This window comes from Streptomyces sp. NPDC030183 (assembly GCF_055573455.1).
Genome location: NZ_JBVIBK010000011.1, coordinates 108,952 through 135,275, shown reverse-complemented (window position 1 = coordinate 135,275; position 26,324 = coordinate 108,952). Strand labels below are relative to the sequence as shown.

At 72.9% G+C, this 26,324-nt stretch carries 25 protein-coding genes and 1 pseudogene; 12 read left to right on the top strand and 14 right to left on the bottom strand.

Translation table 11 applies throughout. The features are described from left to right. Position 1 precedes the first annotated feature (1 nt). A complete protein-coding gene (gene cds1, locus ACZ4Z2_RS15660) occupies positions 2-1,135 on the bottom strand; it encodes an L-cysteine desulfhydrase Cds1 (RefSeq protein WP_468076193.1) in 1,134 nt (377 codons plus the stop codon). Between the two features lie 359 nt (positions 1,136-1,494). Between cds1 and ACZ4Z2_RS15655 the strand changes: the two genes are divergently transcribed. Beyond that, entirely contained in the window at positions 1,495-1,818 is a 324-nt protein-coding gene (locus ACZ4Z2_RS15655; protein ID WP_451293521.1) for a hypothetical protein, read from the top strand. A 270-nt stretch (positions 1,819-2,088) separates the two neighbouring features. Next, positions 2,089-2,622 carry an ATP-binding protein gene (locus ACZ4Z2_RS15650; protein WP_468076190.1) on the top strand — a complete coding sequence of 178 codons (534 nt, stop codon included), beginning with the start codon at positions 2,089-2,091 and terminating at the stop codon, positions 2,620-2,622. Positions 2,623-2,698: 76 nt separating this feature from the next. On the opposite strand, the gene ACZ4Z2_RS15645 is transcribed toward ACZ4Z2_RS15650, so the two are convergent. The 3 genes from ACZ4Z2_RS15645 to ACZ4Z2_RS15635 all read right to left on the bottom strand — a co-directional run bounded on the left by ACZ4Z2_RS15645 (position 2,699) and on the right by ACZ4Z2_RS15635 (position 5,108). Next, entirely contained in the window at positions 2,699-3,022 is a 324-nt protein-coding gene (locus tag ACZ4Z2_RS15645; RefSeq protein ID WP_468076189.1) for an SHOCT domain-containing protein, read from the bottom strand. Positions 3,023-3,143: 121 nt separating this feature from the next. After that, positions 3,144-4,391 (bottom strand): ROK family protein, encoded by a 1,248-nt coding sequence (locus tag ACZ4Z2_RS15640; protein WP_468076187.1) that lies wholly within the window; start codon positions 4,389-4,391, stop codon positions 3,144-3,146. 51 nt (positions 4,392-4,442) lie between these two features. Further along, positions 4,443-5,108, bottom strand: coding sequence for an alpha-ketoglutarate-dependent dioxygenase AlkB family protein (locus tag ACZ4Z2_RS15635; protein WP_468076185.1), 666 nt, complete (start codon positions 5,106-5,108; stop codon positions 4,443-4,445). A 66-nt stretch (positions 5,109-5,174) separates the two neighbouring features. Between ACZ4Z2_RS15635 and ACZ4Z2_RS15630 the strand changes: the two genes are divergently transcribed. Continuing rightward, on the top strand, positions 5,175-6,329 hold the full coding sequence (locus tag ACZ4Z2_RS15630; RefSeq protein ID WP_468076183.1) for a methyltransferase: 1,155 nt from the start codon (positions 5,175-5,177) through the stop codon (positions 6,327-6,329). Positions 6,330-6,460: 131 nt separating this feature from the next. Here the strand turns inward: ACZ4Z2_RS15630 and ACZ4Z2_RS15625 are convergent, their stop codons facing one another. The 3 genes from ACZ4Z2_RS15625 to ACZ4Z2_RS15615 form a co-directional block, all read right to left on the bottom strand. Then, the gene (locus ACZ4Z2_RS15625) at positions 6,461-7,234 is read right to left on the bottom strand and encodes a helix-turn-helix domain-containing protein (protein ID WP_468076181.1); all 774 of its coding nucleotides are present in this window, start codon (positions 7,232-7,234) and stop codon (positions 6,461-6,463) included. Between the two features lie 148 nt (positions 7,235-7,382). Continuing rightward, positions 7,383-8,243 carry a class II fructose-bisphosphate aldolase gene (locus ACZ4Z2_RS15620; protein ID WP_468076179.1) on the bottom strand — a complete coding sequence of 287 codons (861 nt, stop codon included), beginning with the start codon at positions 8,241-8,243 and terminating at the stop codon, positions 7,383-7,385. A 169-nt stretch (positions 8,244-8,412) separates the two neighbouring features. Continuing rightward, positions 8,413-9,300: an SIS domain-containing protein gene (locus ACZ4Z2_RS15615; protein ID WP_468076177.1), complete on the bottom strand. Its 888-nt coding sequence runs from the start codon at positions 9,298-9,300 to the stop codon at positions 8,413-8,415. A 149-nt stretch (positions 9,301-9,449) separates the two neighbouring features. Here ACZ4Z2_RS15615 and ACZ4Z2_RS15610 point away from each other — a divergent pair, with 149 nt between their 5' ends. Beyond that, positions 9,450-10,238, top strand: a complete 789-nt coding sequence (locus tag ACZ4Z2_RS15610) for a DeoR/GlpR family DNA-binding transcription regulator (protein ID WP_468076175.1) — start codon at positions 9,450-9,452, stop codon at positions 10,236-10,238. 99 nt (positions 10,239-10,337) lie between these two features. Here ACZ4Z2_RS15610 and ACZ4Z2_RS15605 read toward each other — a convergent pair. Further along, a pseudogene (locus tag ACZ4Z2_RS15605) lies at positions 10,338-10,472 on the bottom strand (SAM-dependent methyltransferase); the annotation flags it as partial. Between the two features lie 60 nt (positions 10,473-10,532). Beyond that, a complete protein-coding gene (locus tag ACZ4Z2_RS15600) occupies positions 10,533-11,528 on the bottom strand; it encodes a hypothetical protein (protein ID WP_468076173.1) in 996 nt (331 codons plus the stop codon). Between the two features lie 217 nt (positions 11,529-11,745). Between ACZ4Z2_RS15600 and ACZ4Z2_RS15595 the strand changes: the two genes are divergently transcribed. The 6 genes from ACZ4Z2_RS15595 (at position 11,746) to ACZ4Z2_RS15570 (ending at position 18,497) form a co-directional block, all read left to right on the top strand. Next, positions 11,746-14,013, top strand: coding sequence for a heavy metal translocating P-type ATPase (locus ACZ4Z2_RS15595; protein ID WP_468076171.1), 2,268 nt, complete (start codon positions 11,746-11,748; stop codon positions 14,011-14,013). 308 nt (positions 14,014-14,321) lie between these two features. Next, positions 14,322-14,918, top strand: coding sequence for a short chain dehydrogenase (locus tag ACZ4Z2_RS15590; protein ID WP_468076169.1), 597 nt, complete (start codon positions 14,322-14,324; stop codon positions 14,916-14,918). A 177-nt stretch (positions 14,919-15,095) separates the two neighbouring features. Next, positions 15,096-16,295, top strand: coding sequence for an MFS transporter (locus ACZ4Z2_RS15585; RefSeq protein ID WP_468076167.1), 1,200 nt, complete (start codon positions 15,096-15,098; stop codon positions 16,293-16,295). A 179-nt stretch (positions 16,296-16,474) separates the two neighbouring features. Further along, positions 16,475-16,666, top strand: a complete 192-nt coding sequence (tgmA, locus tag ACZ4Z2_RS15580) for a putative ATP-grasp-modified RiPP (RefSeq protein ID WP_055517641.1) — start codon at positions 16,475-16,477, stop codon at positions 16,664-16,666. A 17-nt stretch (positions 16,667-16,683) separates the two neighbouring features. Then, a complete protein-coding gene (gene tgmB / locus ACZ4Z2_RS15575) occupies positions 16,684-17,679 on the top strand; it encodes an ATP-grasp ribosomal peptide maturase (RefSeq protein WP_468076165.1) in 996 nt (331 codons plus the stop codon). Then, positions 17,658-18,497 carry a maleylpyruvate isomerase family mycothiol-dependent enzyme gene (locus ACZ4Z2_RS15570; RefSeq protein ID WP_468076163.1) on the top strand — a complete coding sequence of 280 codons (840 nt, stop codon included), beginning with the start codon at positions 17,658-17,660 and terminating at the stop codon, positions 18,495-18,497. Before tgmB ends, ACZ4Z2_RS15570 begins: the two co-directional genes overlap by 22 nt. A 223-nt stretch (positions 18,498-18,720) precedes the next feature. Here ACZ4Z2_RS15570 and ACZ4Z2_RS15565 read toward each other — a convergent pair whose 3' ends face one another. The 3 genes from ACZ4Z2_RS15565 to ACZ4Z2_RS15555 all read right to left on the bottom strand — a co-directional run bounded on the left by ACZ4Z2_RS15565 (position 18,721) and on the right by ACZ4Z2_RS15555 (position 21,564). Further along, entirely contained in the window at positions 18,721-19,386 is a 666-nt protein-coding gene (locus ACZ4Z2_RS15565; protein ID WP_468076161.1) for a response regulator, read from the bottom strand. A gap of 22 nt (positions 19,387-19,408) precedes the next feature. Next, positions 19,409-20,686 (bottom strand): sensor histidine kinase, encoded by a 1,278-nt coding sequence (locus ACZ4Z2_RS15560; protein WP_468076159.1) that lies wholly within the window; start codon positions 20,684-20,686, stop codon positions 19,409-19,411. A 161-nt stretch (positions 20,687-20,847) separates the two neighbouring features. Then, complete coding sequence (locus ACZ4Z2_RS15555; RefSeq protein ID WP_468076157.1) at positions 20,848-21,564, bottom strand: TetR/AcrR family transcriptional regulator; 717 nt, start codon at positions 21,562-21,564, stop codon at positions 20,848-20,850. Between the two features lie 209 nt (positions 21,565-21,773). Between ACZ4Z2_RS15555 and ACZ4Z2_RS15550 the strand changes: the two genes are divergently transcribed. After that, positions 21,774-22,223 carry a nitroreductase family deazaflavin-dependent oxidoreductase gene (locus ACZ4Z2_RS15550; RefSeq protein ID WP_468076155.1) on the top strand — a complete coding sequence of 150 codons (450 nt, stop codon included), beginning with the start codon at positions 21,774-21,776 and terminating at the stop codon, positions 22,221-22,223. A 22-nt stretch (positions 22,224-22,245) separates the two neighbouring features. Here ACZ4Z2_RS15550 and ACZ4Z2_RS15545 read toward each other — a convergent pair whose 3' ends face one another. Next, positions 22,246-23,451, bottom strand: a complete 1,206-nt coding sequence (locus tag ACZ4Z2_RS15545; protein ID WP_055716198.1) for a geranylgeranyl reductase family protein — start codon at positions 23,449-23,451, stop codon at positions 22,246-22,248. Between the two features lie 182 nt (positions 23,452-23,633). Between ACZ4Z2_RS15545 and ACZ4Z2_RS15540 the strand changes: the two genes are divergently transcribed. Continuing rightward, entirely contained in the window at positions 23,634-24,989 is a 1,356-nt protein-coding gene (locus tag ACZ4Z2_RS15540; protein ID WP_468076153.1) for a M20/M25/M40 family metallo-hydrolase, read from the top strand. An 86-nt stretch (positions 24,990-25,075) separates the two neighbouring features. Here ACZ4Z2_RS15540 and ACZ4Z2_RS15535 read toward each other — a convergent pair whose 3' ends face one another. Further along, complete coding sequence (locus ACZ4Z2_RS15535; protein ID WP_468076151.1) at positions 25,076-26,113, bottom strand: NUDIX hydrolase; 1,038 nt, start codon at positions 26,111-26,113, stop codon at positions 25,076-25,078. Between the last annotated feature and the right edge of the window lie 211 nt (positions 26,114-26,324).

Here is a 26,324-nt window from a genome sequence, read left to right as displayed (position 1 = left end):
TTCACCGCGGGGGCGCCGCCCACACCCCGGTGGCCAGGAGGGACTCGATGGCCGCCGTGTAGGGGGCGATGTCCAGCCCCTGCTCCGTCAGCCAGGCGTCGGAGTAGTACTTGTCGAGGTAGCGGTCGCCGGGGTCGCACAGGAGCGTGACGACACTGCCCCGGCGTCCCTCCGCGACCATCTCGGCGACGATCTTGAGCGCGCTCCACAGGCCCGTTCCGGTGGAGCCGCCGGCCTTGCGGCCGATGGCCTGCTCCAGGGCCCGCACGGCGGCGACGCTGGCGGCGTCGGGGACCTTCATCATGCGGTCGATGGCCCCGGGGACGAAGCTGGGCTCCATGCGGGGGCGGCCGATGCCCTCGATACGGGAGCCGCAGTCGCAGGTGACGTCCGGGTCGCCGGTGGTCCAGCCCTCGAAGAAACAGGAGTTCTCGGGGTCCGCGACACAGATGCGGGTGTCGTACTGCATGTAGTGGACATAGCGCGCGAGGGTCGCGGAGGTGCCGCCGGTACCGGCGGTGGCGACGATCCAGGCGGGCTCGGGGAAACGCTCCAACTCCAGCTGGCGGAAGATGGATTCGGCGATGTTGTTGTTGCCGCGCCAGTCCGTGGCCCGTTCCGCGTAGGTGAACTGGTCCATGTAGTGGCCGCCGGTCTCCACCGCGAGACGGGCCGACTCCTCGTACATCTTCCGTGAGTCGTCCACGAAGTGGCAGCGACCGCCGTGGAATTCGATGAGACGGATCTTCTCGGCGCTGGTCGTGCGCGGCATGACGGCGATGAAGGGGACGCCGATCAGTTTGGCGAAGTACGCCTCCGACACGGCGGTGGAGCCGCTGGACGCCTCGATGACGGGGCGGTCCGGCCGGATCCAGCCGTTGCACAGGCCGTAGAGGAAGAGGGAGCGGGCGAGCCGGTGCTTCAGGCTGCCGGTCGGATGGGTCGACTCGTCCTTCAGGTACAGGTCGATCCCCCACTTCTCGGGCAGCGGGAAGCGCAGCAGATGGGTGTCGGCGGAGCGGTTGGCGTCGGCCTGGACCCGGCGGACGGCTTCTTTGAGCCAGGTCCGGTACGTGGGGTCGCTGTGGTCGACGTCGAGGGTCGCGCCAGGGCGGGTGGTCCGGGGGGTGCTCATGGCGTGCTCCTCACAGGGTGCGCCGACGGCGTGTCGCAGCGTCGGACGTCCCGATGATAAACACCTTCCGCACGCTTCTCACCTGCATAAACATGCCTTTGAGCAACTCAAAGGCACTCCTGTGGCGGCCATGCGCGGGGCGCATGGGGGGCGCATGCCGCGCGTGCGCCGGAACCCCGCCCCCGACCAACCGTGCGCACTGGTGCTCGACGGCCGGGACGTGCAGACTTCACCGCACGGGCCTGGTCGGGCCCCCGAGGGGGTGGCGCTGGGGAAAAGCGCCCCTCGGGCACACTGGATCGCGGTCCGGTAAGGATCACGACGGAGGACAGCCGAAAGCGCACTAGGGGGCGGGGCACATGGCGGAGCCGGAGTTCACGGCCACGGGCGTGCGGATCGGGAAGCGGCTGCGGCAGCTCACCCGGGCCGGCCAGGTCAGGATCGAGGACGGCCGGCTCCAGTTGCTGACCAGTTACGGCAGCGAGATCGACAGCGCCCCGGTGCAGGCGGTGCGCGCCTCGAAGCCCTGGTTCGCCAACGAGGACCGGGCGTTGGCCGACGTCAACGGCACCCGCTACACGCTCACCCTGAACGAGCACGACCCCGCTCCGGGCAAGCCCGGTCCGCCCTCGGCGCGCCGGTTCATCGAGGCGGTGCGCAGGGCGGCGGGGCGCGGCGGCTGAGAACCGCGAGTTGCGGGACCCGACCCCCTGGGTCACGCTGTTCTCACGTAACTCTGGGTTTACCGGCGATAACGCTGCGAACCAGCCCGCCGGCCACGACAGCGGGCGGCGATCGGTACGCAGCCACCCCACGAGCAGACGGCAGCCCCGGCGGCCGTCCACCAGGCGGCAGTCACAGGCGGCCGTCCCACAGCAGGCGGCGTTTTTCGCCCAGCCACCTCGCTGGATCCGTACTCCGATCTTCCGGACTCACATCGGGGAGTCGCAGCCGTGATCAGCCAGCAAAGCAGGCACTGCACGGTGGAGCTCCAAGCCCTGCCGTCGCGGATCGGCCAGGTCCGCAGAATCGTATCTGCGCAATTGCGCTACTGGCATCTGGATCCGTTGATAGAGCGGGCCGCGCTCGGTGTGACCGAGTTGCTGTCCAACGTCCACCGGCACGCGGAGCCGGACAAGTCGTGCACCGTGGAGATGGAGTTGCTCCTCGGCCGGCTCACGGTCTCGGTGCAGGACAACGACCCCCGCCTCCCGGTCGTCCAGGACGCGGAGCTCTTCGCCACCAGTGGGCGCGGGCTCGCGATGGTCGCCGCGGTGAGCGAGAGCTGGGGCGTCCGGCCGCACGGCCAGTCGGGGAAGGTCGTGTGGTTCACGCTGCCGGCGTCCTCGGCCGCGGTGCCGAAGATCTCGCCGTACGACGTCGGGCAGCCCCTGCCGCAGTTGCAGCCGTGCGACACCGGGCGCCGGCCCGCCGCTCGCGGGCGCAGGCCCGAACACGCTCCCGCCCGGTCGGCCGTCGCAGGCTGACCGGGCGGTGACCACCTTCGCCGTACGGCTCGGCCGTGCGCCGGCCCGCGGCGTCGGCCGCTGACTCACCGACACCTCACCCGCCCTTGCCCGACCGTCCGAACTGCTCGTCCAGGACGGACAGTCGGCGCCAGTACTCGTCCTCGTCGATCTCGCCGGAGGCGAAGCGGCGGCCGAGCATCGCGATCGGCGAGTCGCCGGAGGGTGAGTCGCCGGCGGGGCGGCGGTCGCCGTTGGAGGCGAAGCCGTCCGCCGACGGCCGCCACGGGGCTCGGCGCCCGCGCCATACGGTGCGCCGCAGGAGGGTGACGACGCCGACGAGGACCGCCGCCCAGATCAGAGGGAGGAACAGGACCCACGGGCCGGGGCCGCCGCCGTTCCAGTGCGCGAGGGTGTGCATCTCGAACTCATCTCCTCGGAACGCGCCTTGTGTCGATGAGTCGAGGTTCTCGCCGCGCAGGGGTGCGGGTCGTCGTACGGGCAGCGGCAGTGGGAGTACCTCCCGGGGAGTACGGGGCCCGTCAGGTCAGGGCTGCCAGCGGGTCGTCCAGGACCGGCTGCCAGGCCAGTTCGGCGGCTCCCACCAGGCTGTTGTGGTCGAGGGTGCAGGGGAGGACGGGGACCACTCCGCTCTGGCGGCCCCACAGGCTGCGGTCGGCGACGACGGTGCGCAGACGGTCGGGGTCGGCGTCCAGGAGCGTGCGGTGCAGGCCGCCGAGGATGATGCGGTCGGGGTTGAGGATGTTGACGAGGCCGGCGAGGCCCAGGCCCAGGCGGTCGATGAGGGACTCGGTGGCGGTGCGGACGGCCGGGTCGGCGTACTCGGTACGGATCAGGTCGTTGGCCTGCTGAAGCAGGGAGACCACGGGGCCGGGGTCACGGCCGGCCGCGGTGAGGAAGGCCAGCGGGTCGGCCTCGACGTCGAGGCAGCCGCGGCTGCCGCAGTGGCAGGGGCGGCCCTCGGGGTTGACGGTGAGGTGGCCGACTTCGAGGGCCAGGCCGGAACTGCCGGTGTGCAGGCGGCCGTCGAGGACCAGCGCGCCGCCGACGCCCCGGTGCCCGGTGGCCACGCAGAGGAGGTCGCGGGCGCCCCGGCCGGCGCCGTGGCGGTGTTCGGCGAGCGCGGCGAGGTTCACGTCGTTGGCAGCGAAGGCCGGGCCCTCGATACCGGCCGCCCGTACCCGTTCGGAGAAGATCTCGCGGACCGGAGCACCGGCCGGCCAGGCCAGATGGAGGGGGTTCAGCGCCAGACCCGCCGGTTCGGCCACGGCGGACGGCACGGCGAGGCCCGCGCCGACGCAGCGCCGTCCCGTCTCGCGAAGCAGGTCCGCGCCCGCTTCGACGACCGACCCGAGCACCTTCGCCGGGTCCGCGTCGACGGTCTCGCAGCCGGGAGCCGTCGCCACGATCCGTCCGCCGAGCCCGACCAGCGCGGCCCGCCACCCGTCGGCGTGCACCTGCGCGGCGAGCGCGACGGGACCCTCCTCGGCGACCTCCAGACGGTGCGAGGGACGGCCCTGGGAACCGGCGGCGGCACCAGGGTGCGCGTCGACCCGGATCAGCCCCAGCGCCTCCAGCTCGGCGGCCACGGCACCCGCCGTGGCCCGGGTGACGCCCAGCTCGGCGGTGAGCACGGCCCTCGTCGGCGCCCGCCCGGTGTGCACCAGTTCCAGTGCCGGGCCGAGCGCGCCCCTGCCCCGGTCCAGCCGGGTGCGTGTCGTCGTCGGTGTCCCTTCGCCCGCCGCCTTGGGGGCCGCCTTGCCGTCCATGAGGGCGAGTCTCCCATGATCCGTACCGGCTCGGGTGCGGCCGAGTCGGCCTCAGCCGCCGCCGAAGCCGCTCACCCGCAGGGTGATGTTCAGCCGCCCGGCCAGGCCCAACGCGGGCGGCGCCGTCCCCGCGTGCACCCGGGGCACCCCGTGGTACGCCTGGCGGGACGGGCCGCCGAACACGAAGAGGTCACCACTGCGCAGTTCCACGTCCGTGTACGGCCGGGCCCGCGACCGCGGGTTGCCGAAGCGGAAGACACAGGTGTCGCCGAGGCTCAGGGACACCACGGGCGCGTCCGACTTCTCGTCGCTGTCGCGGTGCATGCCCATACGGGCGTCCCCGTCGTAGAAGTTGATCAGGGCGATGTCGTACGGGTCCGTCGTCCAGACCGTCCCGGCGCTGCCGAGGGCGTCCGCGACCGCGCCGCGGGCCAGGTCGTCCAGCCAGGCCGGGAACGGCTTCACGGGTGCGCCGTCGCCGTCGACGACGGTGCGGGCGTAGCCGTACGGGTACCAGTGGTGGCCGAGGCAGACCTGCCGGGCGGTCATCGTGCCGCCGCCGGGGGTGCGGACCGTGCGGAGGCCGGCGGGTGGGCGGGCCCACTCGCGGCACGCGGCCAGGAGCCGCCGCTGGCGCTCCGGGTCCAGCCAGTCCGGGACGTGGACCGCGCCGGGCGCGATCTCCGTGCGGCCGCGGGGGAACAGCTCGGCGTCCATCGGTCCATCATCACGCACCGGCTCGGGACACGGCCTGAGCTGCGGCTCGGTTAGCCTGGGCACACGATGAGCGACCGTATGACCGCGCCCTGGGGCGAGTACGCCCTGGCCCGCCTCCCCGAGGACCCCCGTGACCGGCTGCGCGCCTGGGACGCGTCCGACGCGTATCTGCTGCGCCACCTCGCGAGCAGCGGGACTCCGCTGGACGGGACGGTCGTGGTGGTCGGTGACCGCTGGGGCGCGCTGACGACGGCGCTCGCCGGGCACCGGCCGACCCAGATCACCGACTCCTTCCTGAGCCGGGAGGCCACCCGGGCGAACCTGGCGCGCAACGGGTTCGAGGCGGACACCGTCCGGCTGCTCACCACCCAGGACCCGCCGCCGGACCGGATCGACGTGCTCCTCGTCCGGGTTCCCAAGAGCCTCGCGCTCCTGGAGGACCAGCTGCACCGGCTGGCGCCGGCCGTGCACGAGGGGACGGTCGTCGTCGGCACCGGCATGGTCAAGGAGATCCACACCTCGACGCTGAAGCTGTTCGAGCGGATCCTGGGGCCGACCCGCACCTCCCTCGCCGAGCAGAAGGCCCGGCTGATCCTCTGCACCCCGGACACCGGGACCATGGGGGCTCGCGGGGCCGACCCATGGCCGTACACCTATGAACTGCCGGACGGCATCGGCCCGTTGGCCGGGCGCACCGTCGTCAACCACGCGGGGGTGTTCTGTGCCGACCGGCTCGACATCGGCACCCGGTTCTTCCTCGGGCACCTGCCGCCGGGCCGCGGGGGCGGGCGTGTGGTGGATCTGGGGTGCGGCAACGGGGTCGTCGGCACGGCGGTCGCGTTGGGCGACCCGGACGCCGAGGTGGTGTTCGTGGACGAGTCCTACCAGGCGGTGGCCTCGGCGGAGGCGACGTACCGGGCGAACGCCGACGGCAAGGCCGAGTTCCGGGTCGGGGACGGGATGGCGGGGTTCGCGCCGGACAGCGTCGACCTCGTCCTCAACAACCCGCCCTTCCACTCCCACCAGGCGACGACCGACGCCACGGCCTGGCGGATGTTCACCGGGGCGCGACGTGCGCTGCGACCGGGGGGCGAGCTGTGGGTGGTCGGGAATCGCCATCTGGGGTATCACGTGAAGCTGCGGCGGGTCTTCGGCAACAGCCGACTGGTGGCGAGCGACGCGAAGTTCGTGGTGCTGAAGGCCGTCAAGCGGGGGTCGTGACGCCAGGGGGGCGACGGCTCGGGGCGCGACGGCGGGTACGCGACGGGCGACGACAGGGGTTCGTGACGCCAGACTCGTGGCAACGGGGTTCGTGACCAGGGGCGTTCGCGTGCGTGGTCTTCGTCCGGGGGTCAGGGAGTCATTCCGCGCAGGGCCCTCGGGGATGCGCCCAGTTCACGGCGGCACGCCTTGTTGAACGCCTGGAGGTCGGGGATGCCCACGGAGGCGGCGACGGCGGGGATGGAGAGGGTCGTGGCGCGCAGCAGATGGTGGGCGCGTTCGAGTCTGCGGCGGCGGATGTAGCCGACGACCGTGCTGCCCGTCTCCGTCCGGAACAGCCGGGTCAGGTGGTTGTGGGAGACACCGGCCGCCCGGGCCACCTCCGGGATGGAGAGCGGCGCCGCGAGATGGGCCTCGATGTGGGCGATGGCCGTGATGACCGCCGGGTGCGGGCCGGGGTCCGCCGCGGCGGGCGGGGTGAGGTGGGCGACCCGCCACAGGGTCGCCCAGATCTCGGCCCTGGTGCGCTCGGGCTCGCTCGGGGCGGCGGCCACCGCCTGGAGCAACAGGCCAGTCAGGGCCGGGAGTTCGGGGCCGGCGTCCTGGACGACGGGGATCGTGCGGAGCGTGCCGGTGGGGGTGATGCGCAGGTGGGCGTAGAGGTGTTCCGAGCGGCCCCGGTAGCGGTAGCGGACCGTCGTGCCGGGCGGGACGAGGCTGACCCGGCCGGGGCGGATGGTGTGGACCGTGCCGTCGACGGTCAGCTCGGCCTCGTACTGGTAGAGGTGCAGCTGCCAGAGTTCCGGGAGCCGGAACACGTCCGTACGCCCGGCCACCCCGTGCACGCCGACTCCGATGCCCGCGACGACGGGTGGCTCACCGAGGTGGATCTCCGTCTCCCGCATGACGGAAAACTACCAGTGACGGCCGTCACATTCCCCGCCCGGGTGGCTCCGTCAGCAGGACCTTCACTCAGCGCCTCTCGGCCGCGTACACAGCACTTCCCGGCCGCGCTCGCCCTTGCCCTCTCCCCCTCCGCCCCCTCCCCGCCGCTCACTCGGCAGGGGCGGCCAGGACGGTGATCAGTCGTGCCACCGTCCGGGTCATCGCCGTACGGCCCTCCGCCAGGTAGGTGCGGGGGTCCACCGCCTCGGGGCGGGCGGTCAGGAAGTCGCGGATCGCGCCGGTGAGGGCGATGTTGAGGGCGGTGCCGATGTTGACCTTGGCGATGCCGCCGGTGACGGCCGCCCGGAGTTCGTCGTCCGGGACGCCCGAGGAGCCGTGCAGGACGAGGGGGACGTCGAGGGTGCCGGAGAGCCGCTTGAGGAGGGTGTGGTCGAGGGCGGCGGTACGGGTGGTCATGGCGTGCGCGCTGCCGATCGCCACGGCGAGGGCGTCGACGCCGGAATCGGCCACGAAGGCGCGGGCCTCGTCGGGGTCCGTACGGGCGCCGGGGGCGTGCGCGTCCAGCGGCGGCAGGCCGTTCTTGCCGCCGACCTGGCCCAACTCGGCCTCGATCCAGAGACCTCGGGCGTGCGCCCAGTCCACCGCGGCCCGGGTGGCGGCGAGGTTCTCGGCGTACGGGAGGCGCGACGCGTCGTACATCACCGAGCTGAACCCGGCGTCGGGTGCCCGGCGCAGCAGGTCGTCGCTCTGGATGTGGTCGAGGTGCAGCGCGACGGGTACGGCCGCCCGCTCGGCCGCGGCGGTGGCGGCGCGGGCCAACGGGACCAGGTCACCACCGTGGAACCTGACCGCGTTCTCGCTGACCTGGAGGACGACGGGGGCGGCGACGGACTCGGCGCCCGCGACGACGGCTTCGGCGTGCTCCAGGGTGATGATGTTGAACGCGGCCACGGCGGTGTGCGCTGCGGCCGCCCCCGTGATCAGCTCACCGGTCGTCGTGAGGGGCACAACTCCTCCTGAGGGGATGGCGGTCGAGGATCGGTGGCGTGCGGTCCGCGTGCGTCGAGCCTCGCCGTGCGGTCCGCGTGCGTCTCGCCTCGTCGTGCGGTCCGGACCGGGAGCTGCGTCATGAGGTCGGGACGGGTGGCTGCGTCACGCGGTCGGGACGGGGGCTTCGTCATGGGGTCGGGTCGAGGATCACCGAGCGGGTGAGGTGGCGCGGCCGGTCCGGGTCGAGGCCGCGGGCGGCGGCCACGGTGACGGCGAGGCGTTGGGCGCGGACGAGTTCGGCGAGGGGGTCGAGCCGGCCGGCCACCCAGGTCGCGCCGGTCCGGCGCACCTGCTCGGCCAGCCCTTCGGGTGCCGGGCCGAACATCCACGTCGCCGTACCCCGTGTGGTGACGCTGATCGGGCCGTGCCGGTACTCCATCGCCGGGTACGCCTCGCTCCACGCCAGCGCGGCCTCGCGCATCTTCAGCGCGGCCTCGTGCGCGAGGCCCACGGTCCAGCCCCGGCCTAGGAAGGTGAACTGGGCGCTGTCCACGGCCTCTTCGGGCAGCGGGGCCTCCAGTGCGGTGCGGGCGTCGGTCACGGCCTCCTCGGCCGGTTGGCCCAGGTGGGCGCGGAGCAGGGTGAGTGCAGTGGTGGCGAAGCGGGTCTGGACGACGGACTGCTCATCGGCGAAGTCCAGCACGACGAGGTCGTCGGCGGCCGTCATCACCGGCGTGTCCGGGTCCGCCGTGATCGCGGTGGTGCGGGTACGGCCCCGCAGCGAGCCGAGCAGGTCGAGCACCTCGGTGGTGGTGCCGGACCGGGTGAGGGCGACGACCCGGTCGTAGGCGCGCCCCCGGGGGAACTCGGAGGCCGGGAAGGCGTCCGTCTCGCCCTGGCCGAGGCTTTCGCGCAGTGCGGCGGCGGCCTGGGCCATGAAGTACGACGTGCCGCAGCCGACGAGCGCCACCCGCTCCCCCGCCGTCGGCAGGGCCCCGGCCTGGGACGCCGCTTCGGTGGCGGCGCGGGCCCAGCACTCGGGCTGGCTGGTCAGTTCGTCCTCGACGTGGGTCATGCGGTCACCTTCCCAGCAGACGACGGCTCCCTGCTCGTATGTGCAAGATAGAGCCTCGTTTCGAACATCTTCAAGCATGCGGCTGGCGCCGTCTGCGTTAGGGTCGTCCGACGATCATGTCCGGTCGGAGAGATGAGGTGAGGTGCCCGATGTCCCGCGACGCGCGCTGGCAGGTCCTGCTCGAACTGCTCGTGGAGCGGGGGCGGCTCGACGTGGAGGAGGCGGCGGCCGAGCTGGCGGTCTCGGCGGCGACCATCCGGCGCGACTTCGACCAGTTGGCGGAGCAGCAGATGCTCGTCCGGACGCGGGGCGGGGCGGTCGTGCACGGGGTCTCGTACGAGCTGCCGCTGCGCTACAAGACGGCACGGCGCGCGACCGAGAAGCAGCGGGTGGCGAAGGCGGTGGCGGATCTCGTCGCGCCCGGTGAGGCAGTGGGCCTGACGGGCGGCACGACCACCACGGAGGTCGCGCGGGCACTGGCCGTGCGGGGCGATCTGGCGGCCGGGGCGCCCGGGGCGCCCGCGCTGACCGTGGTCACCAACGCGCTCAACATCGCGAGCGAGCTCGCCGTGCGGCCCCAGTTCAAGATCGTGGTGACCGGCGGCGTGGCCCGCGCGCAGTCGTACGAGCTGGTCGGGCCGCTGGCGGACGGAGTGCTCGGGCAGATCACCCTGGATGTGGCGGTGCTCGGTGTCGTCGCCTTCGACGTGGTGCACGGCGCGGCGGCGCACGACGAGGCGGAGGCGGCGGTCAACCGGCTGTTGTGCGAGCGCGCGGAGCGGGTGGTCGTGGCGGCCGACTCCAGCAAGCTGGGGCGGCGGGCGTTCGCGTGGATCTGCGCCACCGGATCGGTGGACACCCTGGTCACGGACAAGGCGGCGGAACCGGAGGCGGTTCGACGGTTCGAGGAGGCGGGGGTACGGGTCGTCGCGGTCTGAGGCAGGGCCTCGGACGGGTCGGTCCCGTGGCCGGGGCGAGCATGCCGCCGTGTTGCAGGGTGGTGCGGACGGTGACGGCGGGGCCCGCGCCCGTGCCGTTCAGTCGGGCGTGTGGGCGAGGAGGCCGCACAGGAGGGGGATGCGGGGCTCGGGCAGGCGCCACCAGCCGGACGGGGTGCGGGTCATCCGGGGCCGGCGGGGCCAGGGCAGTTCGCCGCTCTCCATCAGTGCCCGCGTCTCAGTGTCCGCACCCCAGTGCCCGCGTCTCAGTGCCCGCACCCCGGTGCCCGCGTCTCAGTGTCCGTGCCCGGCGGACGTGTCGTGCGTTCCGTCCGCGCCGTGGGGCTCCTGCGGGGTGGCCGGGCCTCCGGCGCGGACGGTGAACGCGGCGGTGCGGACCTTCCCTTCGTGCTTGAAGTCGAGGAAGAGACGGTAGGTGCCGGCGCTGGGCGCGGTGGCCGTGAAGGAGATGCCGGGGCCGGGGTCGGTCTTGCCGTCGCCCGGCTCGCCGTTGGGGTGGACGTGCAGGTAGGCGAGGTCACCGGAGCGCAGGGCGACCAGGTGGCCGTAGGCGCCGAGGTAGGGCTGGAGGTCGGTGACGGGGCGGCCGTTCCGGGAGACGGTCAGCTTCAGCTCACTCGCGCCGCCCGGGCGCAGTGCGCCCTCCAGCCCGACCTCGTAGCCGTCGGTCCTCGCGGTGGCGTCGGGCTTCGGGAGCGGCCGGGGTGTGTAGGCGCCGGAGGCCGCGAGGTCGGCGCCGAGCGTGAGGTTCTCGGCGCCCTTCCGCGCGGGGGTGAAGTCGGCGAAGACGCGGTAGCCGCCCGCCCTGGGCAGGTCGACCGGGGTGCTCCAGGTGCCGTCGGCGGCGCGGGTGGGGTGGAGGTGGCGGTAGGTGTCCAGGTCGCGTGAGGCGACGATGAGGTGCAGTTCCTTGTCGTGCTCGCGCTGGTAGGCGGTGACGGCGCGGCCGTCGTCGTCGCGGATGACGAAGCGCAGGTCGGCGCGCTTCCCGGCGGTGACGGCCGGGGTGCGCAGGTCGAGGGTGTAGCCGCCCTCGGATATCTGCAGGCCGCCGGCGGGAGGGGACTCGTGCCGCCCGGCGTGGCCACCGCCCTCCCCGGGCTCCGGCGACGCGGAGGCGGCCGCGCCGCGGTGCCCGTCGTGGCGCGGGGGCGCGCCGTCCCCGGCGTCCGCGACGACGGGCTCGACGCCCTTGCCCACGCCGTAGGCGGTGCCGAAGGTCGCGGCCAGCGCGGCGGCGAACGCGGTGATCCTCAGTCCGGTGTTCATGGCCGTCTCCTCGGGATTCGGCGGGTCTCGATGCAGCTCACCATACCCCCTGGGGGTACTTAGTCAAGCGTTCGGCGGAACTTGCGCGAAATACCCCTCGGGGGTATACAGGCTGTATCGCGAGGGTACCCCCGGCCCGTATCCGGGGGTCGCTTCCGGACCCGACAGGGCCTGACCGGGAGCGGTCGCCACCGACGACGTACGAGGAGCAGCAGCCATGACCACCACCGCGCCCGGCGCCACCGCCGAGGTCGAACTCCTGATCGGCGGCATGACCTGCGCCTCCTGCGCGGCGCGCGTCGAGAAGAAGCTGAACCGCATGGACGGTGTCACCGCCACGGTCAACTACGCCACCGAGAAGGCGAAGGTCAGCTACGCCGGCGACATCTCCGTCGGTGACCTGATCGCCACCGTCGAGGCGACCGGGTACACGGCGCGCGAGCCCGAGCCGCCCCAGTCGGCCGGGGACGAGGAGCGGGAGCCGGCCGACGACGAACTGCGGCCGCTGCGGCAGCGGTTGGTCACCGCGGTGGTGCTGGCCGTGCCCGTCATCGCGATGGCCATGGTCCCGGCGCTGCAGTTCGAGTACTGGCAGTGGCTGTCGCTGACACTGGCGGCGCCCGTGGTGACCTACGCGGGGTGGCCCTTCCACCGGGCGGCCTGGACGAACGCCCGGCACGGCGCCGCCACCATGGACACCCTCATCTCCATCGGCACCCTGGCCGCGTTCGGCTGGTCGCTGTGGGCACTGTTCCTCGGCACGGCGGGCACCCCGGGAATGACCCATCCCTTCGAGCTGACCATCGCCCGCGGCGACGGATCGGGGAGCATCTACCTGGAGGCGGCGGCAGGGGTCACGGCGTTCATCCTGGCCGGACGGTACTTCGAGGCCCGCTCCAAGCGGAAGGCGGGCGCGGCACTGCGGGCCCTGCTGGAGCTGGGCGCGAAGGACGTCACCCTCCTGCGCCCCGACGGCGGCGAACGGACCGTGCCGGCCACCGAGTTGCGGGTCGGCGACCGCTTCCTCGTACGGCCCGGGGAGAAGATCGCCACGGACGGCACGGTGGTCGAGGGTTCCTCGGCGGTGGACGCCTCCATGCTCACCGGCGAGTCCGTGCCGGTGGAGGTGTCCCCCGGCGACTCCGTCACCGGCGCCACGGTCAACGCGGGCGGCCGACTCGTCGTCGAGGCGACCCGGATCGGTGCCGACACCCAGCTCTCCCGGATGGCCCGGTTGGTCGAGGACGCGCAGAACGGGAAGGCCGCCGCCCAGCGGCTCGCCGACCGGGTCTCCGCCGTCTTCGTCCCAGTCGTGATCGCCCTCGCCCTGGGCACCCTCGGTTTCTGGCTCGGCAACGGCGCGTCGCTCACGGCGGCGTTCACCGCCGCCGTCGCCGTACTGATCATCGCCTGCCCGTGCGCGCTGGGGCTGGCCACGCCGACCGCGCTGCTGGTCGGTACCGGGCGCGGCGCCCAGCTGGGCATCCTGATCAAGGGTCCCGAGGTGCTGGAGTCCACGCGCCGGGTCGACACGGTCGTCCTCGACAAGACGGGGACGGTCACCACCGGCCGGATGACGCTGCTGGCCGTGCACACCGCCGACGGCACGGACGAGGCCGACGTCCTGCGGCTGGCGGGCGCCCTGGAGCACTCCTCCGAGCACCCGATCGCCCGCGCCGTCGCCGACGGCGCGCTGCAGAAGCTCGGCTCGCTGCCCGCACCGGAGGACTTCGCGAACGTGCCCGGCCTCGGCGTCCAGGGAGTGGTCGACGGCCACGCCGTCCTCGTCGGCCGGGAGCGGCTGCTGGCCGAGTGGGCGCTGGAGCTGCCGGAGGAGCTCAGGCGGGCCGGGGCCGAGGCGGAGGCGGCTGGGCGTACGGCCGTCGCGGTCGCCTGGGACGGCGAGGCGCGGGCGGTGCTGGCGGTCGCCGACGCGGTGAAGGAGACCAGCGCGGACGCGATCGCCGGGCTGCGCGCACTCGGCCTCACCCCGATCCTGCTCACCGGGGACAACAGGGCCGTGGCCGAGTCGGTCGCCCGTCAGGTCGGTATCGCACCCGACGACGTGATCGCCGAGGTACTGCCCGAGGACAAGGTCGATGTCGTCAAGCGGCTCCAGGCCGAGGGCCGTTCGGTCGCGATGGTCGGCGACGGCGTGAACGACGCGGCCGCGCTCGCCCAGGCCGACCTGGGGCTGGCCATGGGCACCGGCACGGACGCGGCGATCGAGGCCGGTGACCTCACCCTCGTCCGGGGCGACCTGCGCGCGGCGGTCGACGCCATCCGCCTCGCCCGCCGGACGCTCGGCACCATCCGGTCCAACCTGTTCTGGGCGTTCGCCTACAACGTGGCCGCCCTGCCGCTCGCCGCGGCCGGCCTGCTCAACCCGATGATCGCCGGAGCGGCCATGGCTTTCTCGTCGGTGTTCGTGGTCGGCAACTCCCTGCGCCTGCGTACGTTCAAGGCGCCTTTCACCGCTTCCTGAGCGTGAACGGCCCATTCCCTTGAGTTATCGGGTGGTTATCGAAACACTCTCGCCGCTCACGCCACAGGAAATCCTTCGAGAAATCCGACACGTAATTCCCGGCGGAATGAGTACTCCCGGAACGCGTCACGCAGAGTACGCGCCCGGGAGTGCGCCGGCGGACGGTCCGGTCACGCACAGCTACCAGCTCCGCCGCCGGACTGGGTCCCCGGGGCGGACTCCGCGCCGTACGGGCCGCTCACGCACCGCTCGCGCACCGCCCTGGGCGGCACTTCTCTTCCGTCGCCGAAGGGGCTTAGCGTCTCGGCATGAAGATTCTTCTCATCGGTGCCACCGGAACGCTCGGCACGGCCGTGCACAAGACGCTGTCCAGCCGCGGTCATGAAGTCCTCACCGTGGGGCGCGGCGGCGGCGACCTGCGCTGCGACCTCACCGACCCCGCGCAGATCACCGACCTGTACGACCGGGCGGGCCGGTTGGACGCGGTGGTCAGCGCCGCCGGCGACGTACCGTTCAAGCCGGTCACCGAGCTGACGCCCGACGACCACCTCGCCGCCTTCCGGGGCAAGGTGCTCAGCCAGATCGAGCTGGTACGGCAAGGCATACCGCGCGTCGCCGCACGCGGCTCCTTCACCCTCATCACCGGCGTGCTGGCCCGCGAACCCATCCCCACGGGCGCCGCGGCCTCCATGGCCAACGGCGCGGTGGAGGCGTTCGTCCGCGCCGCCGCCATCGAGATCGCCCCGCAGCGCATCAACGCGATCAGCCCCACCGTCTTCACCGAGAGCCTCGCCGACTACGGCGACTACTTCCCCGGCATGCCCCCGGTCGACCTCGCCGATGTCGCCCAGGCGTACGTCCGCTCCGTCGAGGGCGCCCACACGGGGCAGGTCTACGCCCTGTAGGGGCGGCGCCAGGGGCGGCCGCCGCCCGGCGGTCGCCGCCCGGCAGCCACCGAGTGCCGGGGCATCGAGGTTCGCGGAGCATCGAGCTGTCCGCCCGTGAAAGCCCTTGCCCCGGCCACCCGTCCGACCTAGCCTGCTTTTGTGCCGCAAATAAACAAAACCCGATCGCACAGCGTCGTGCCGGGTGGCGACCTCACCCGGCTCCGCGTCGCCATCACCGCCTTCTTCGCCCTGGACGGATTCGTCTTCGCCGGATGGGTCGTGCGGATCCCCGCGGTGAAGGAGCAGACGGGCGCCTCCCCCGGAGCCCTCGGCCTGGCCCTGCTGGGTGTGTCCGCCGGCGCGGTGGTCACGATGATGCTGACCGGGCGGCTGTGCCGCCGCTTCGGCAGCCACCCGGTGACGGTCGCGTGCGCGGTCCTGCTGTCGCTGAGCGTGGCCCTGCCGCCACTGACCCACTCGGCACTCGCCCTGGGCGCCGTCCTGCTGGTCTTCGGCGCGGCGTTCGGCGGGATCAACGTCGCCTTCAACAGCGCCGCCGTGGACCTGGTGGCCGTCCTGCGACGCCCCGTCATGCCGAGCTTCCACGCCGCCTTCAGCCTCGGCGGCATGATCGGGGCGGGCCTCGGCGGACTGGTCGCGGGGTCCGTGTCCGCCACCTCCCATCTGCTCGGCATCACCGCGATCGGCCTGCTGGTGACCGCCGTCGCGGGACGCACCCTGCTGCGCCACGAGCCCCCGGCACCACCGGAACGCCTGCCCACCACGGCGGACGGCGGACCGACCACGTCGAACGGCACGCACGACCGCGTCGGCGGCCACGACCGTCCGGGCACCCGCGGCCTGGTGGTCACCTTCGGCCTGATCGCCCTGTGCACGGCGTACGGCGAGGGCGCGCTCGCCGACTGGGGCGCACTGCACCTGGAGGAGGACCTGGACGCCTCCCCCGGCGTCGCGGCGCTCGGCTACTCCTGCTTCGCACTCGCCATGACCATCGGCCGGCTGACCGGGACGGCCCTGCTGGAACGCCTGGGCCGGACCCGTGTGCTGGTGGTCGGCGGCGCCACCGCCGCGGCCGGCATGCTGCTCGGGTCCCTCGCCCCGTCGGTGTGGGCGACGCTGCTCGGCTTCGCGATCACCGGTCTGGGCCTCGCCAACATCTTCCCCGTCGCCATCGAACGCGCGGGCGCCCTCGCCGGGCCCGGCGGGGTGGCCACCGCGTCCACACTCGGTTACCTCGGCATGCTGCTCGGCCCGCCCGCGATCGGCTTCCTCGCCGAATGGCACTCCCTTCCCACCGCGCTCACCAGCGTCGCGGCACTCGCCGCGTTCGCCTCCGCCATCGCGTTCGTCACTCGCCGTGCAGCCCCGAAATGACCACGCACCGTTGTCATTTGACGCCTCGCGGTGCAAGTCGAAAGCTGCCGACAAGATGAGGCAACCATTCAGTCGTTCGATTCGTATAACTCCCTGGAGGCACAGCGATCCGGCCCAACAGGGTGCGGCCGGAGCGTCACCATCCGTTTTTCCGGATGGTCCCGAACCAAGGAGAAACGATGCGACTGTTCGTACTCAACTACGCTCGCACCACTGAGCAGTTGGAGTTCAGCGCTCCGTACACCTACGACTCCGGGCTGCAGTTGAACGTGCTCCCCGACGGGCGGATCGCCGCCCACGACCTGGCTCTGATGCGGGAACTGGGGGCCACCACGTCCACGGCGGGCTCGAAGACCCACTTCGACGACTGAACGCGGACAAACGACAGATGACGGTGCTGATCCTGACGTCCGAACAGGATGTGACGGCAGACCTCGTGGTGGCCCGACTGAACAGGACCGGCGTACCCGTGGTCCGCCTCGACCCCGCCGACCTGCCCGGCGGGGTCGCACTCTCCGGTGAGTACGTCCACGGCGCCTTCCGCGGGCATCTGTCCGCCGGGGGGCGTCTGGTCAGCATGAGCGGCCTGCGGTCCATCTGGCTGCGCAGGCCGGGTATTCCCGCCAGCCGGGTGGCCGAGCCGTCCGGCTGGCTCACCGAGGAGTCCTCGCAGGCCCTGTACGGCATGCTGCGCGCCACGGGTGCCCGCTGGATGAACGACCCGGACGCGGCGCGGCGCGCCCGGCACAAGCCCTGGCAGTTGCGGCACGCCCAGCAGGTCGGGCTGCCGGTGCCGGCCACGCTCATCACCACGTTCCCGCAGGCCGCCCGGGACTTCGCCGCGCGCTTCCCCGACCTGGTGGTGAAGCCGGTCTCCGGCACCCACCCGCAGGAACCGCCCAGGACGGTACCCACCAGCCGTATCGCGCCCGGCACGGACTTCGCCGCGGTCGCCTTCGGCCCCACGCTGCTGCAACGCCGGGTCGCCAAGACCGCCGACGTCCGCCTCACCGCCGTCGGCGACCGGATGCTGGCCGCCCGCAAGCCGGTCCATCCGGACGCCCACCCCGACGAGGTCGACGTCCGCTACGCCGTCTCCGACGCGCCCTGGCACCCGGTCGACATCCCGGCGCGTACCGCCGGCGCCGTACGCGCCTACCTCCGGGACGCCGGACTGGCCTACGGGGCCTTCGACTTCGCGGAGGACGCCGACGGCATCTGGTGGTTCCTGGAGTGCAACCAGTCGGGGCAGTTCGGCTTCGTGGAGATGGACACCGGCCAGCCGATCGCCGAGAGCGTCGCCGACTGGCTGACCCACCGGGAACCGGGGTCGGCCCGCACTCCATTTGGCAGACTCGCGCCATGGACACTGCCGAGCACGTGAGAACCCTGGACGAGGAGGGCCGTCTGCTGGCCGCCGCCGCGCGGGAGGCCGGACCCGACGCCGAGGTCCCGACCTGCCCGGGCTGGCGGGTACGGGACCTGTTGCGGCACACCGGCACCGTCCACCGCTGGGCGACGGGCTTCGTCGCCGACGGGCACCCCGCGCCCCGGCAGCCGGAGGCAGAGCCCGGACTGGACGGTGAGCCGCTGCTGGCCTGGTACGAGGAGGGGCACCGTCGGCTCGTCGACACGCTGCGCACCGCCCCTGCCGACGTCGCGTGCTGGAGCTTCCTGCCCGCACCGTCCCCGCTGGCCTTCTGGGCCCGCCGCCAGGCCCACGAGACGACCGTGCACCGCGCCGACGCGGAGTCCGCGCGCGGCGGCACACCCACCGGGCCGGCGACCGCCCTCGCCGTCGACGGCATCGACGAACTCCTGCTCGCCTTCCACGCCCGCCCGAAGAGCCGGGTACGCACCGAGAAACCCCGCGTCCTGCGGGTCCGGGCGACGGGCGCCGGCGCGAGTACGGGTGCGAGCGCGGAAACGGGTGCGGGCACCGACATCGTGTGGACCGTACGCCTGAGTTCGGAACCGCCCGTCACGACCCGCACCGTCACGCCCCGCACCGACGCGTCCCCCGCGCCAGGTGTGGGCGCCGACGGGAACGGGGACCCGGCCATGCCCGTGGACTGCGAGCTAGCGGGCCCGGCGTCCCAGCTGTACCTCTCCCTCTGGAACCGTCTGCCGTTCCCGTCCGTCACGGGCGACCCCTCACTCGCCGCGCTGTGGCGGGAGAACTCCGGCATCGTCATGCGGTAGGGCCTGTCTGACAATTCGCGTCTGCCGCGCGACGCCATGCACGCACTCTCGCCGCACCGGCCCCAGACCCAAGTACGTCCAGTACGAGGGCCTGGGGCCGGCACCCCGAGAGCACGCACCTGACGCCGCGCGGCCGCCCTTCGGGCGACGACCCGAATTGTCAGACAGGCCCTAGCCGGAACGGTCGCGGGCCCCGGCGAAAACGCCGGGCGGACGACATGCCTCAGCCCAGCCAGCCAGGCCGTACCAGCCCGGACTCGTAGGCCAGCACCACGAGTTGGGCCCGGTCGCGGGCGCCCAGTTTGACCATGGTGCGGCTCACATGGGTCTTGGCGGTCAACGGGCTGACGACGAGCCGTCGGGCGATCTCGTCGTTCGTCAGGCCGATTCCGACGAGGGCCATGACCTCCCTCTCCCGCTCGGTGAGCCGGGCGAGGGAGGCCGCGGCAGCGGGTTCCTTGGAGCGGGCCGCGAACTCCGCGATCAGTCTCCGGGTCACACCGGGTGAGAGCAGCGCGTCGCCGTCGACCACCGCCCGTACCGCGCGCACCAGTTCCTCGGGCTCGGTGTCCTTCACCAGGAAGCCCGACGCTCCCGCCCGGATCGCCTCGAAGACGTACTCGTCGAGCTCGAAGGTGGTCAGCATGACGACCCTGACCCCGTCGAGCCCCTGGTCGCCGGTGATGCGCCGGGTCGCCGCCAGTCCGTCCAGCACCGGCATGCGGATGTCCATCAGGACCACATCGGGGCGCAGTTCACGCGCCTTGCGCAGCGCCTCGTCACCGTCGCCGGCCTCCCCGGCCACCTCGATGCCGGGCTGCGCGTCGAGCAGCGCCTTGAACCCGGCCCGCACCAACGACTGGTCGTCGGCGAGCAGTACACGGATCACCGGTCCTCCTCGGTCTCGCGGATCACCGGTCCTCCTGAGTCCCGCCGGGCGCCCGCAGCGGCAGTACGGCGAGGACCCGGAACCCCCCGTCGGCGCGCGGTCCCGCCTCGATCGTCCCACCCAGCGCGGCGGCCCGCTCCCGCATCCCGACGAGACCGGTGCCGCTGCCGCCGGCCTCGGTGCCGGTCGCGGGCCCGTCGTCGTCGATCCGCAGCCGCAGCTCACCGCCCCCGTGGTCGAGGCGCACGCGCGCGTGCCGTGACCCCGAGTGCCGTACGACGTTGGTGAGGGCCTCCTGGACGATGCGGAAGGCGGCCAGGCCGACGCCCGGCGGCAGGGCGGGCACCTCGCCCTCGATGTCGACGGTGAGGCCCGCGTCCGCCGCCTGCGCGACGAGTTCGGGCAGCCGGTCGAGCCCCGGCGCGGGGTCGCGCGGCGCGTCGCCGGGGGCCCGGAGGGTGCCCAGGACCTGGCGGACCTCCCCCAGGGCCTCCTTGCTGGCCTCCTTGATGGTGGTGAGGGCGGTGCGGGCCTGTTCCGGGTCGGAGTCGAGCAGGGCGAGGCCCACACCCGCCTGGACGTTGATCACCGAGATGCTGTGGGCGAGGACGTCGTGCAGTTCGCGGGCGATCCGCAGCCGCTCCTCGTCCGCGCGCCGCCGGGCGGCCTGCGCCCGCTCGGCCCGTTCCCGGGCCCACTGCTCACGCCGCACCCGTGCCGGCTCCGAGACGGCGAGGATCGCCACGCCCCAGGCCACGACGACACCCTCCTGCCCCCAGCTCGCCGCGTCGTCCCCACCGGGCGGCAGCCACTGGTACAGCCAGTGCGCCACCAGGACGTGCCCCGCCCACAACGCGCCCATGGCCGTCCAGGCGGCCTTGCGGTGCCCGGCGACGACCGCGCTGAAGCAGCCCAGGGCGACGGTGAGGAACACCGGGCCGTACGGATAGCCGGCGCCCAGATAGACCATGGCCGACGCGGCCGTGCCGAAGGCGACGACCACCGGCCGCCGCCACCGCCACAGCAGCAGCAGGGAGCCCAGGAGCAGCAGGACGCGGCCGAAGGGGTCCAGGAGGGCGCGCTCGCCCTCCTGCATGCCGGCGGCCGCGGTCGAGCCGAGCTGCACGAGGACGGTGAACGCGAGAGTCGAGCGCCAGGGCCAGCGGGGCCGGGACGCGTCGCCCTCCGGGCGGTTCCACCACGGCGGCGCCCCGTGCCACCGGTGCCGAGGCGACCACAGGTGCCCGGTACCGCCGCCCCGTTCCGGGGAACCGTCCGCCCCCGCGCCCTGCTCTGCCATGACGGCCACGCTAGACGCCGGGCCCCGATCCCGGCGTCACCCGGGCGAGGTGATCACACATACTCCCCGGGAAGTACGCCGTCCCGCCCCGACCAGGCCGGGTGCGGGCCCTCCCGCGCCGGACGCCCGACCGCTTCGGGCACCCACCTCGGCTGGGCGCCTCAGCGCTCCCCCGCGCCGGACTGCGGATGTACGAGGCCCACGTGATGGGCGAGCTGGCCCGCCGCGTGGCGGAAGAACGTCCCCCGGTCCTCGACCACTCGGTTGAACTGCCCGAACACCTCGAAGTTGACCAGCCCGAACAGCTGCGCCCACGCCCCGATCAGCACCACGACCACCTCCGGCGGCAGATCGGGGGCGAGATCCTCGGCCATGCGCCGCGCCTCGGGCCGCAGCTCGGCGGGCAACTTCCACTGGGCGACGCCCTTGTCCTGGTAGGCGTCACGGACGATCCCGGTCAGCAGGAGCCCGACCCGCGCGGCGGCCGGCACCGTCGTCGAGGGCGCGGTGTAGCCGGGCACCGGCGAGCCGTAGATCAACGCGTACTCGTGCGGCCGCGCCAACGCCCACTCCCGCACCGCCTCGCACACCGCGACCCACTGCCGCGCCGGGCTCTCACTGCTCCTCACCTTCGCGTACGCCGCCTCGGCGGCCTCACCGAGGGAGTCGTACGCGTCGATGATCAACGCGGTCAGCAGTTCGTCACGGCTGGGGAAGTAGCGGTAGAGCGCCGAGGAGACCATGCCCAATTCGCGGGCGACGGCGCGCAGCGACAGCTTGGCCGCGCCCTCGGCGGCGAGCTGTCTGCGCGCCTCGTCCTTGATCGCGGCGGTGACTTCGTTCCGGGCGCGGGCACGGGCTCCCTGTGCGGTGCTCATACGCAGCAGTGTGCCACAAGGGCAGAGCAGTGCACACGTTTGTGAGCAGCGCACACACCCGAGAGCGGGGCACTTAGTCGAGAGCGGCGATCACAGACGAGAGCGACCGACAGGAACGAGAGCACTGCTCTTGCTTTGGAGCACCCACCTCGTGCACACTGCTCTCAAGCGAGAGCACCGCTCTCTCAATCGCTCGCGGAGGGGACCCCATGTCAACGACCCACTACATCAAGGCCAACGCCGTCGACCGCGTCGTCAACAACTTCATCGGCTGGCTCGCCCGCCGAGGCGTCAGCCTCCTCGGCACCGCGGAACTCTCCGTGCGCGGCCGCAAGAGCGGCGAGTGGCGGCGCCTGCCGGTCAACCCGCTGCCGTACGAGGGCGGCCCCTACCTCGTCTCGGCGCGCGGCCACTCCGAGTGGGTCCGGAACATGCGGGCAGCGGGCGGCGGCCGGCTCCAGGTGGGGCGCCGGGTGCAGGAGTTCACGGCGGTCGAGCTGCCCGACGAGGAGAAGCCGGTGGTGCTGCGGACCTATCTCAAGAAGTGGGGTTGGGAGGTGGGTCGCTTCTTCGGTGACGTCACCGCCGACTCGACGGACGAGGAACTGCTCGCCGCCGCACCGAAGCACCCCGTCTTCCGGATCACCCTCACCACGTGACCGCCCGGGCGAAGGCGACCGCCTACCGGTCGAACGCCGTGAGCGCGCGCTGGGCGATCGGATGGGTGCGGACGATCTCGCCCAGGGAGGTCGAGCCGCGCGTGATGTCGACGAAGGCACGCCAGGCGGGCCGGAAACCGGTGATCGCCGCGTGGAACAGGCCGGGCCGCCGCTCGAAGGCGATCAGCAGCCGCTTGCCGACGCTCATCTCCACACCGAGTCCGGCCTTCACGGCGAACGCGTAGTTCAACGCCTGCCGCCGGGTGTCCACCGCGTCGTGCGCCTCGGCGATGCGGACCGCCCACTCCCCCGCGAGCCGCCCCGAGCGCAGCGCGAAGGAGATGCCCTCGCGCGTCCACGGCTCCAGCAGCCCCGCCGCGTCGCCGCACACCAGCACCCGCCCCCGGGAGAGCGGCGAGTCGTCGGCGCGGCAGCGCGTCAAGTGCCCCGAGGAGATGCTCGGTTCGAAGCCGGCGAGGCCGAGCCGTCCGATGAAGTCCTCCAAGTACCGCTTGGTGGCGGCGCCTTCACCGCGCGCGGAGATGACGCCCACCGTCAGTGTGTCGCCCTTGGGGAAGACCCATCCGTAACTGCCGGGCATGGGGCCCCAGTCGATGAGGACGCGACCCTTCCAGTCCTCGGCGACGGTCTCCGGTACGGGGATCTCCGCCTCCAGGCCCAGGTCGACCTGGTCCAGTTTCACTCCGACGTGCGCCCCTATGCGGCTGGCGCTGCCGTCCGCGCCGACCACGGCCCGTGCCAGCAGGGTCTCGCCGCCCTGGAGGACGACGGCGACCGTGCGGCGGTCCGGTACGGCCGAGCCGTGCTGCTCGACGCGGGTGACCGTGACGCCCGTGCGCAGTTCGGCGCCGGCCTTCTGCGCGTGCTCGACGAGCTGCTGGTCGAACTCGGGCCGGTTGATCAGCCCGAAGAGCATCTGCTTGGACTTGCGCGTACGGGAGTAGCGGCCGTCGAGGGAGAAGGTGACGGCGTGCACGCGGTCCTTGAAGGGCAGTTCGAAGCCGGGCGGCAGCGCGTCCCGCGAGGGGCCGATGATGCCGCCGCCGCAGGTCTTGTACCGGGGCAGTTCGGCCTTCTCCAGCAACAGGACGCTGCGTCCCGCGACCGCCGCCGCGTAGGCGGCCGAGGCCCCCGCGGGCCCCGCGCCCACCACGACGACGTCCCACACCCGCTGCACGTCGTCCGCCGAAGAGTTCTCGCTGCTCACGATGGTCTACTGCTCCCGATCCAGCCGCCTGCCGCACCTGTCCCACGCATCCTACGGCGGTCGTCACCGACCGTCGCTGTGGGAGGATCGGCAGCGCGTGCGCCCTACACCGATACACCGGGTCCGCGCGTACGCACGCACACCCACAGAAGCACAACGTCGCACCCACGAGGAGCGTGCCCATGTCGTCGAACCCGGTCGCCGAGACCGTCGCCTCGCTGATGCCCAGGGCGAAGGAGGAGCTCACCGAACTGGTGGCCTTCAAGTCGGTGGCGGACTTCGACCAGTTCCCGAGGAGCGAGAGCGAGGGCGCCGCGAACTGGGTCGCCGACGCGCTGCGCGCCGAGGGCTTCCAGGACGTGGCCCTGCTCGACACCCCCGACGGCACCCAGTCCGTGTACGGGTGCCTGCCGGGGCCCGAGGGCGCGAAGACCGTCCTGCTGTACGCGCACTACGACGTCCAGCCGCCGCTGGACGAGGCCGCCTGGGTCACGCCGCCGTTCGAGCTGACCGAGCGGGACGGGCGCTGGTACGGGCGCGGGGCCGCCGACTGCAAGGGCGGTGTGATCATGCATCTGCTGGCGCTGCGCGCGCTCAAGGCGAACGGCGGCGTCCCGGTCACCGTCAAGCTGATCGCCGAGGGCTCGGAGGAGATGGGCACGGGTGGTCTCCAGCAGTACGCGGAACAGCACCCCGAGCTGCTCGCGGCCGACACCGTCGTCATCGGCGACGCCGGCAACTTCCGCGCCGGGCTGCCGACGGTCACCGCGTCGCTGCGCGGCATGATCCTGATGCGGGTGCGGATCGACGCCCTCGAAGGCAACCTGCACTCGGGCCAGTTCGGCGGCGCGGCCCCCGACGCGCTGGCCGCGCTGATCCGCGTCCTGGACTCGCTGCGCGCCGCCGACGGGACGACGACCGTCGACGGCCTCGCGGGTGACGGCACCTGGGACGGTCTGCAGTACGACGACGAGCGGTTCCGTGAGGACGCCAAGGTGCTCGGCGGTGTCGAACTGGTCGGATCCGGCACGGTCGCCGACCGGATCTGGGCGCGCCCCGCAGCCACCGTGCTCGGCATCGACGCGCCTCCGGTGGTCGGGGCGACCCCGTCGATCCAGGCGAGCGCCCGCGCGCTGGTCGGGCTGCGCGTCCCGCCGGGCGTGGACGTCCAGGAGGCGATGAAGCTGCTGGAGGCCCATCTCGTGGCGCACACGCCCTGGGGTGCCCGGGTGAGCTGTGAGCCGATCGGCCACGGCCAGGCGTTCCGCGCCGACACCTCCAGCCCGGCGTACGAGGCGATGGCCGCGGCGATGGCCGTCGCCTACCCGGGCCAGGAGATGCAGTACGCGGGCCACGGCGGCTCGATCCCGCTGTGCAACACCCTCGCCGCCCTCTACCCGCGGGCCGAGATCCTCCTCATCGGCCTCAGCGAGCCGGAGGCACAGATCCACGCGGTCAACGAGAGCGTGTCCCCGGACGAGCTGGAGCGCATGGCGGTGACGGAGGCGCTGTTCCTGAGGAACTACGCGGCGAGCTGAGCGGACGAGGCGCCCCCGGTGCGGCACCGCCGCCCACCGGGGGCGCCGGACGCGCCTCCCGCACAAGGTGGGCAGGGGGACGGCCGTCACACGGGCGCGCCCGCCTCCAGATAGACCGCGGCGCCCCGCTCCCGGGCCCGCAGGGCCCATCGCAACCGCTCGTAGCGGACCGGCGGCAGCAGGTCCGCGGCCTCCTCCTCGGTGACGAAGCGCCAGTCGCGCAGTTCGGGGCCGGGCAGTACGGGCCGCTGCGACCCTGCCGCGTCGAGGCGGCCGCCGTCGAAGAGGAGGCGCAGTCCGCCGTATCCGGGCGGCGAGGGGGACTCCCAGTCGACGACGAGCAGCCGCGGTACGTGCTCGAGCCGTATCCCGGTCTCCTCGACGACCTCGCGCATGCCGGCGCGGGCCGGCGCCTCGCCGGGCTCCACGACACCGCCGGGGAACTCCCAGCCGGGCTTGTAGGTCGGGTCGACGAGCAGGACCCGGTCGTCGTCGTCGAACATCAGCACCCCGGCGGCCACGGTCTCCGCGGTCGGCTCGGGGGTCTGCACGATGTCGCAGACGGGTACGTTCCCGTCGCGTACGGCGTCGGCGATGCGCCGTGCGGTCTCGTACGGGGTGAGGGCACTCGTGTCGACGAGGTGGGCGTCGGCGGTGAGCCAGCCGCCGAGGGCGGCGCGGTAGGGCACGATCTGGTCGTACGCCCATTGACGCATCCGCATCTCGCCGTCGGGGAGGTCCGGCGGTATGTCCCGTCCCGCTATTCGCTCCCGCAGGATCGTTTCGGCCGGTGCCAGGAGCAGATGCCGTACGGGGATGCGGCGGGCGGCGAGACCGCCGAAGATCTCGTCGCGGTACTCCTGGCGGAGCAGGGTCATGGGGACCACGAGGGTGCCGCCCAGCTCGGTGAGCAGCGCGGCGGCGGTGTCGACGACCAGCCGTCGCCAGCTGGGCAGGTCCTGGTAGTCGCCGACCTCGGCGAGGCGCTTGGCCGGCAACATGTGCGTCAGTGCGCCGCCGATGACCTCGGGGTCGAAGAGCGTGCTGTTCGGGATCAGGTCGATCAGTTCCCGTGCGGTGGTGGTCTTCCCCGCACCGAACGCACCGTTGATCCAGACGATCACGGTTCCCCCTCTTCTGTTGACCCCCTGAGGCTTGCCCTCCACTACGACGCGGAAACCAGCCGCTGATGAGGAGGTGAAATACACGGTGGCGGGGGGGGGGAGAGGGGGGGGGGGAGAACCGGGGGGGGGGGGGGGGGGGGGGGGGGGGGAGGGGGGGGAGGACAAATGCTTTTTTGTTGGGTGGGGGGGGAGCGTACTCAACAGAAACCAC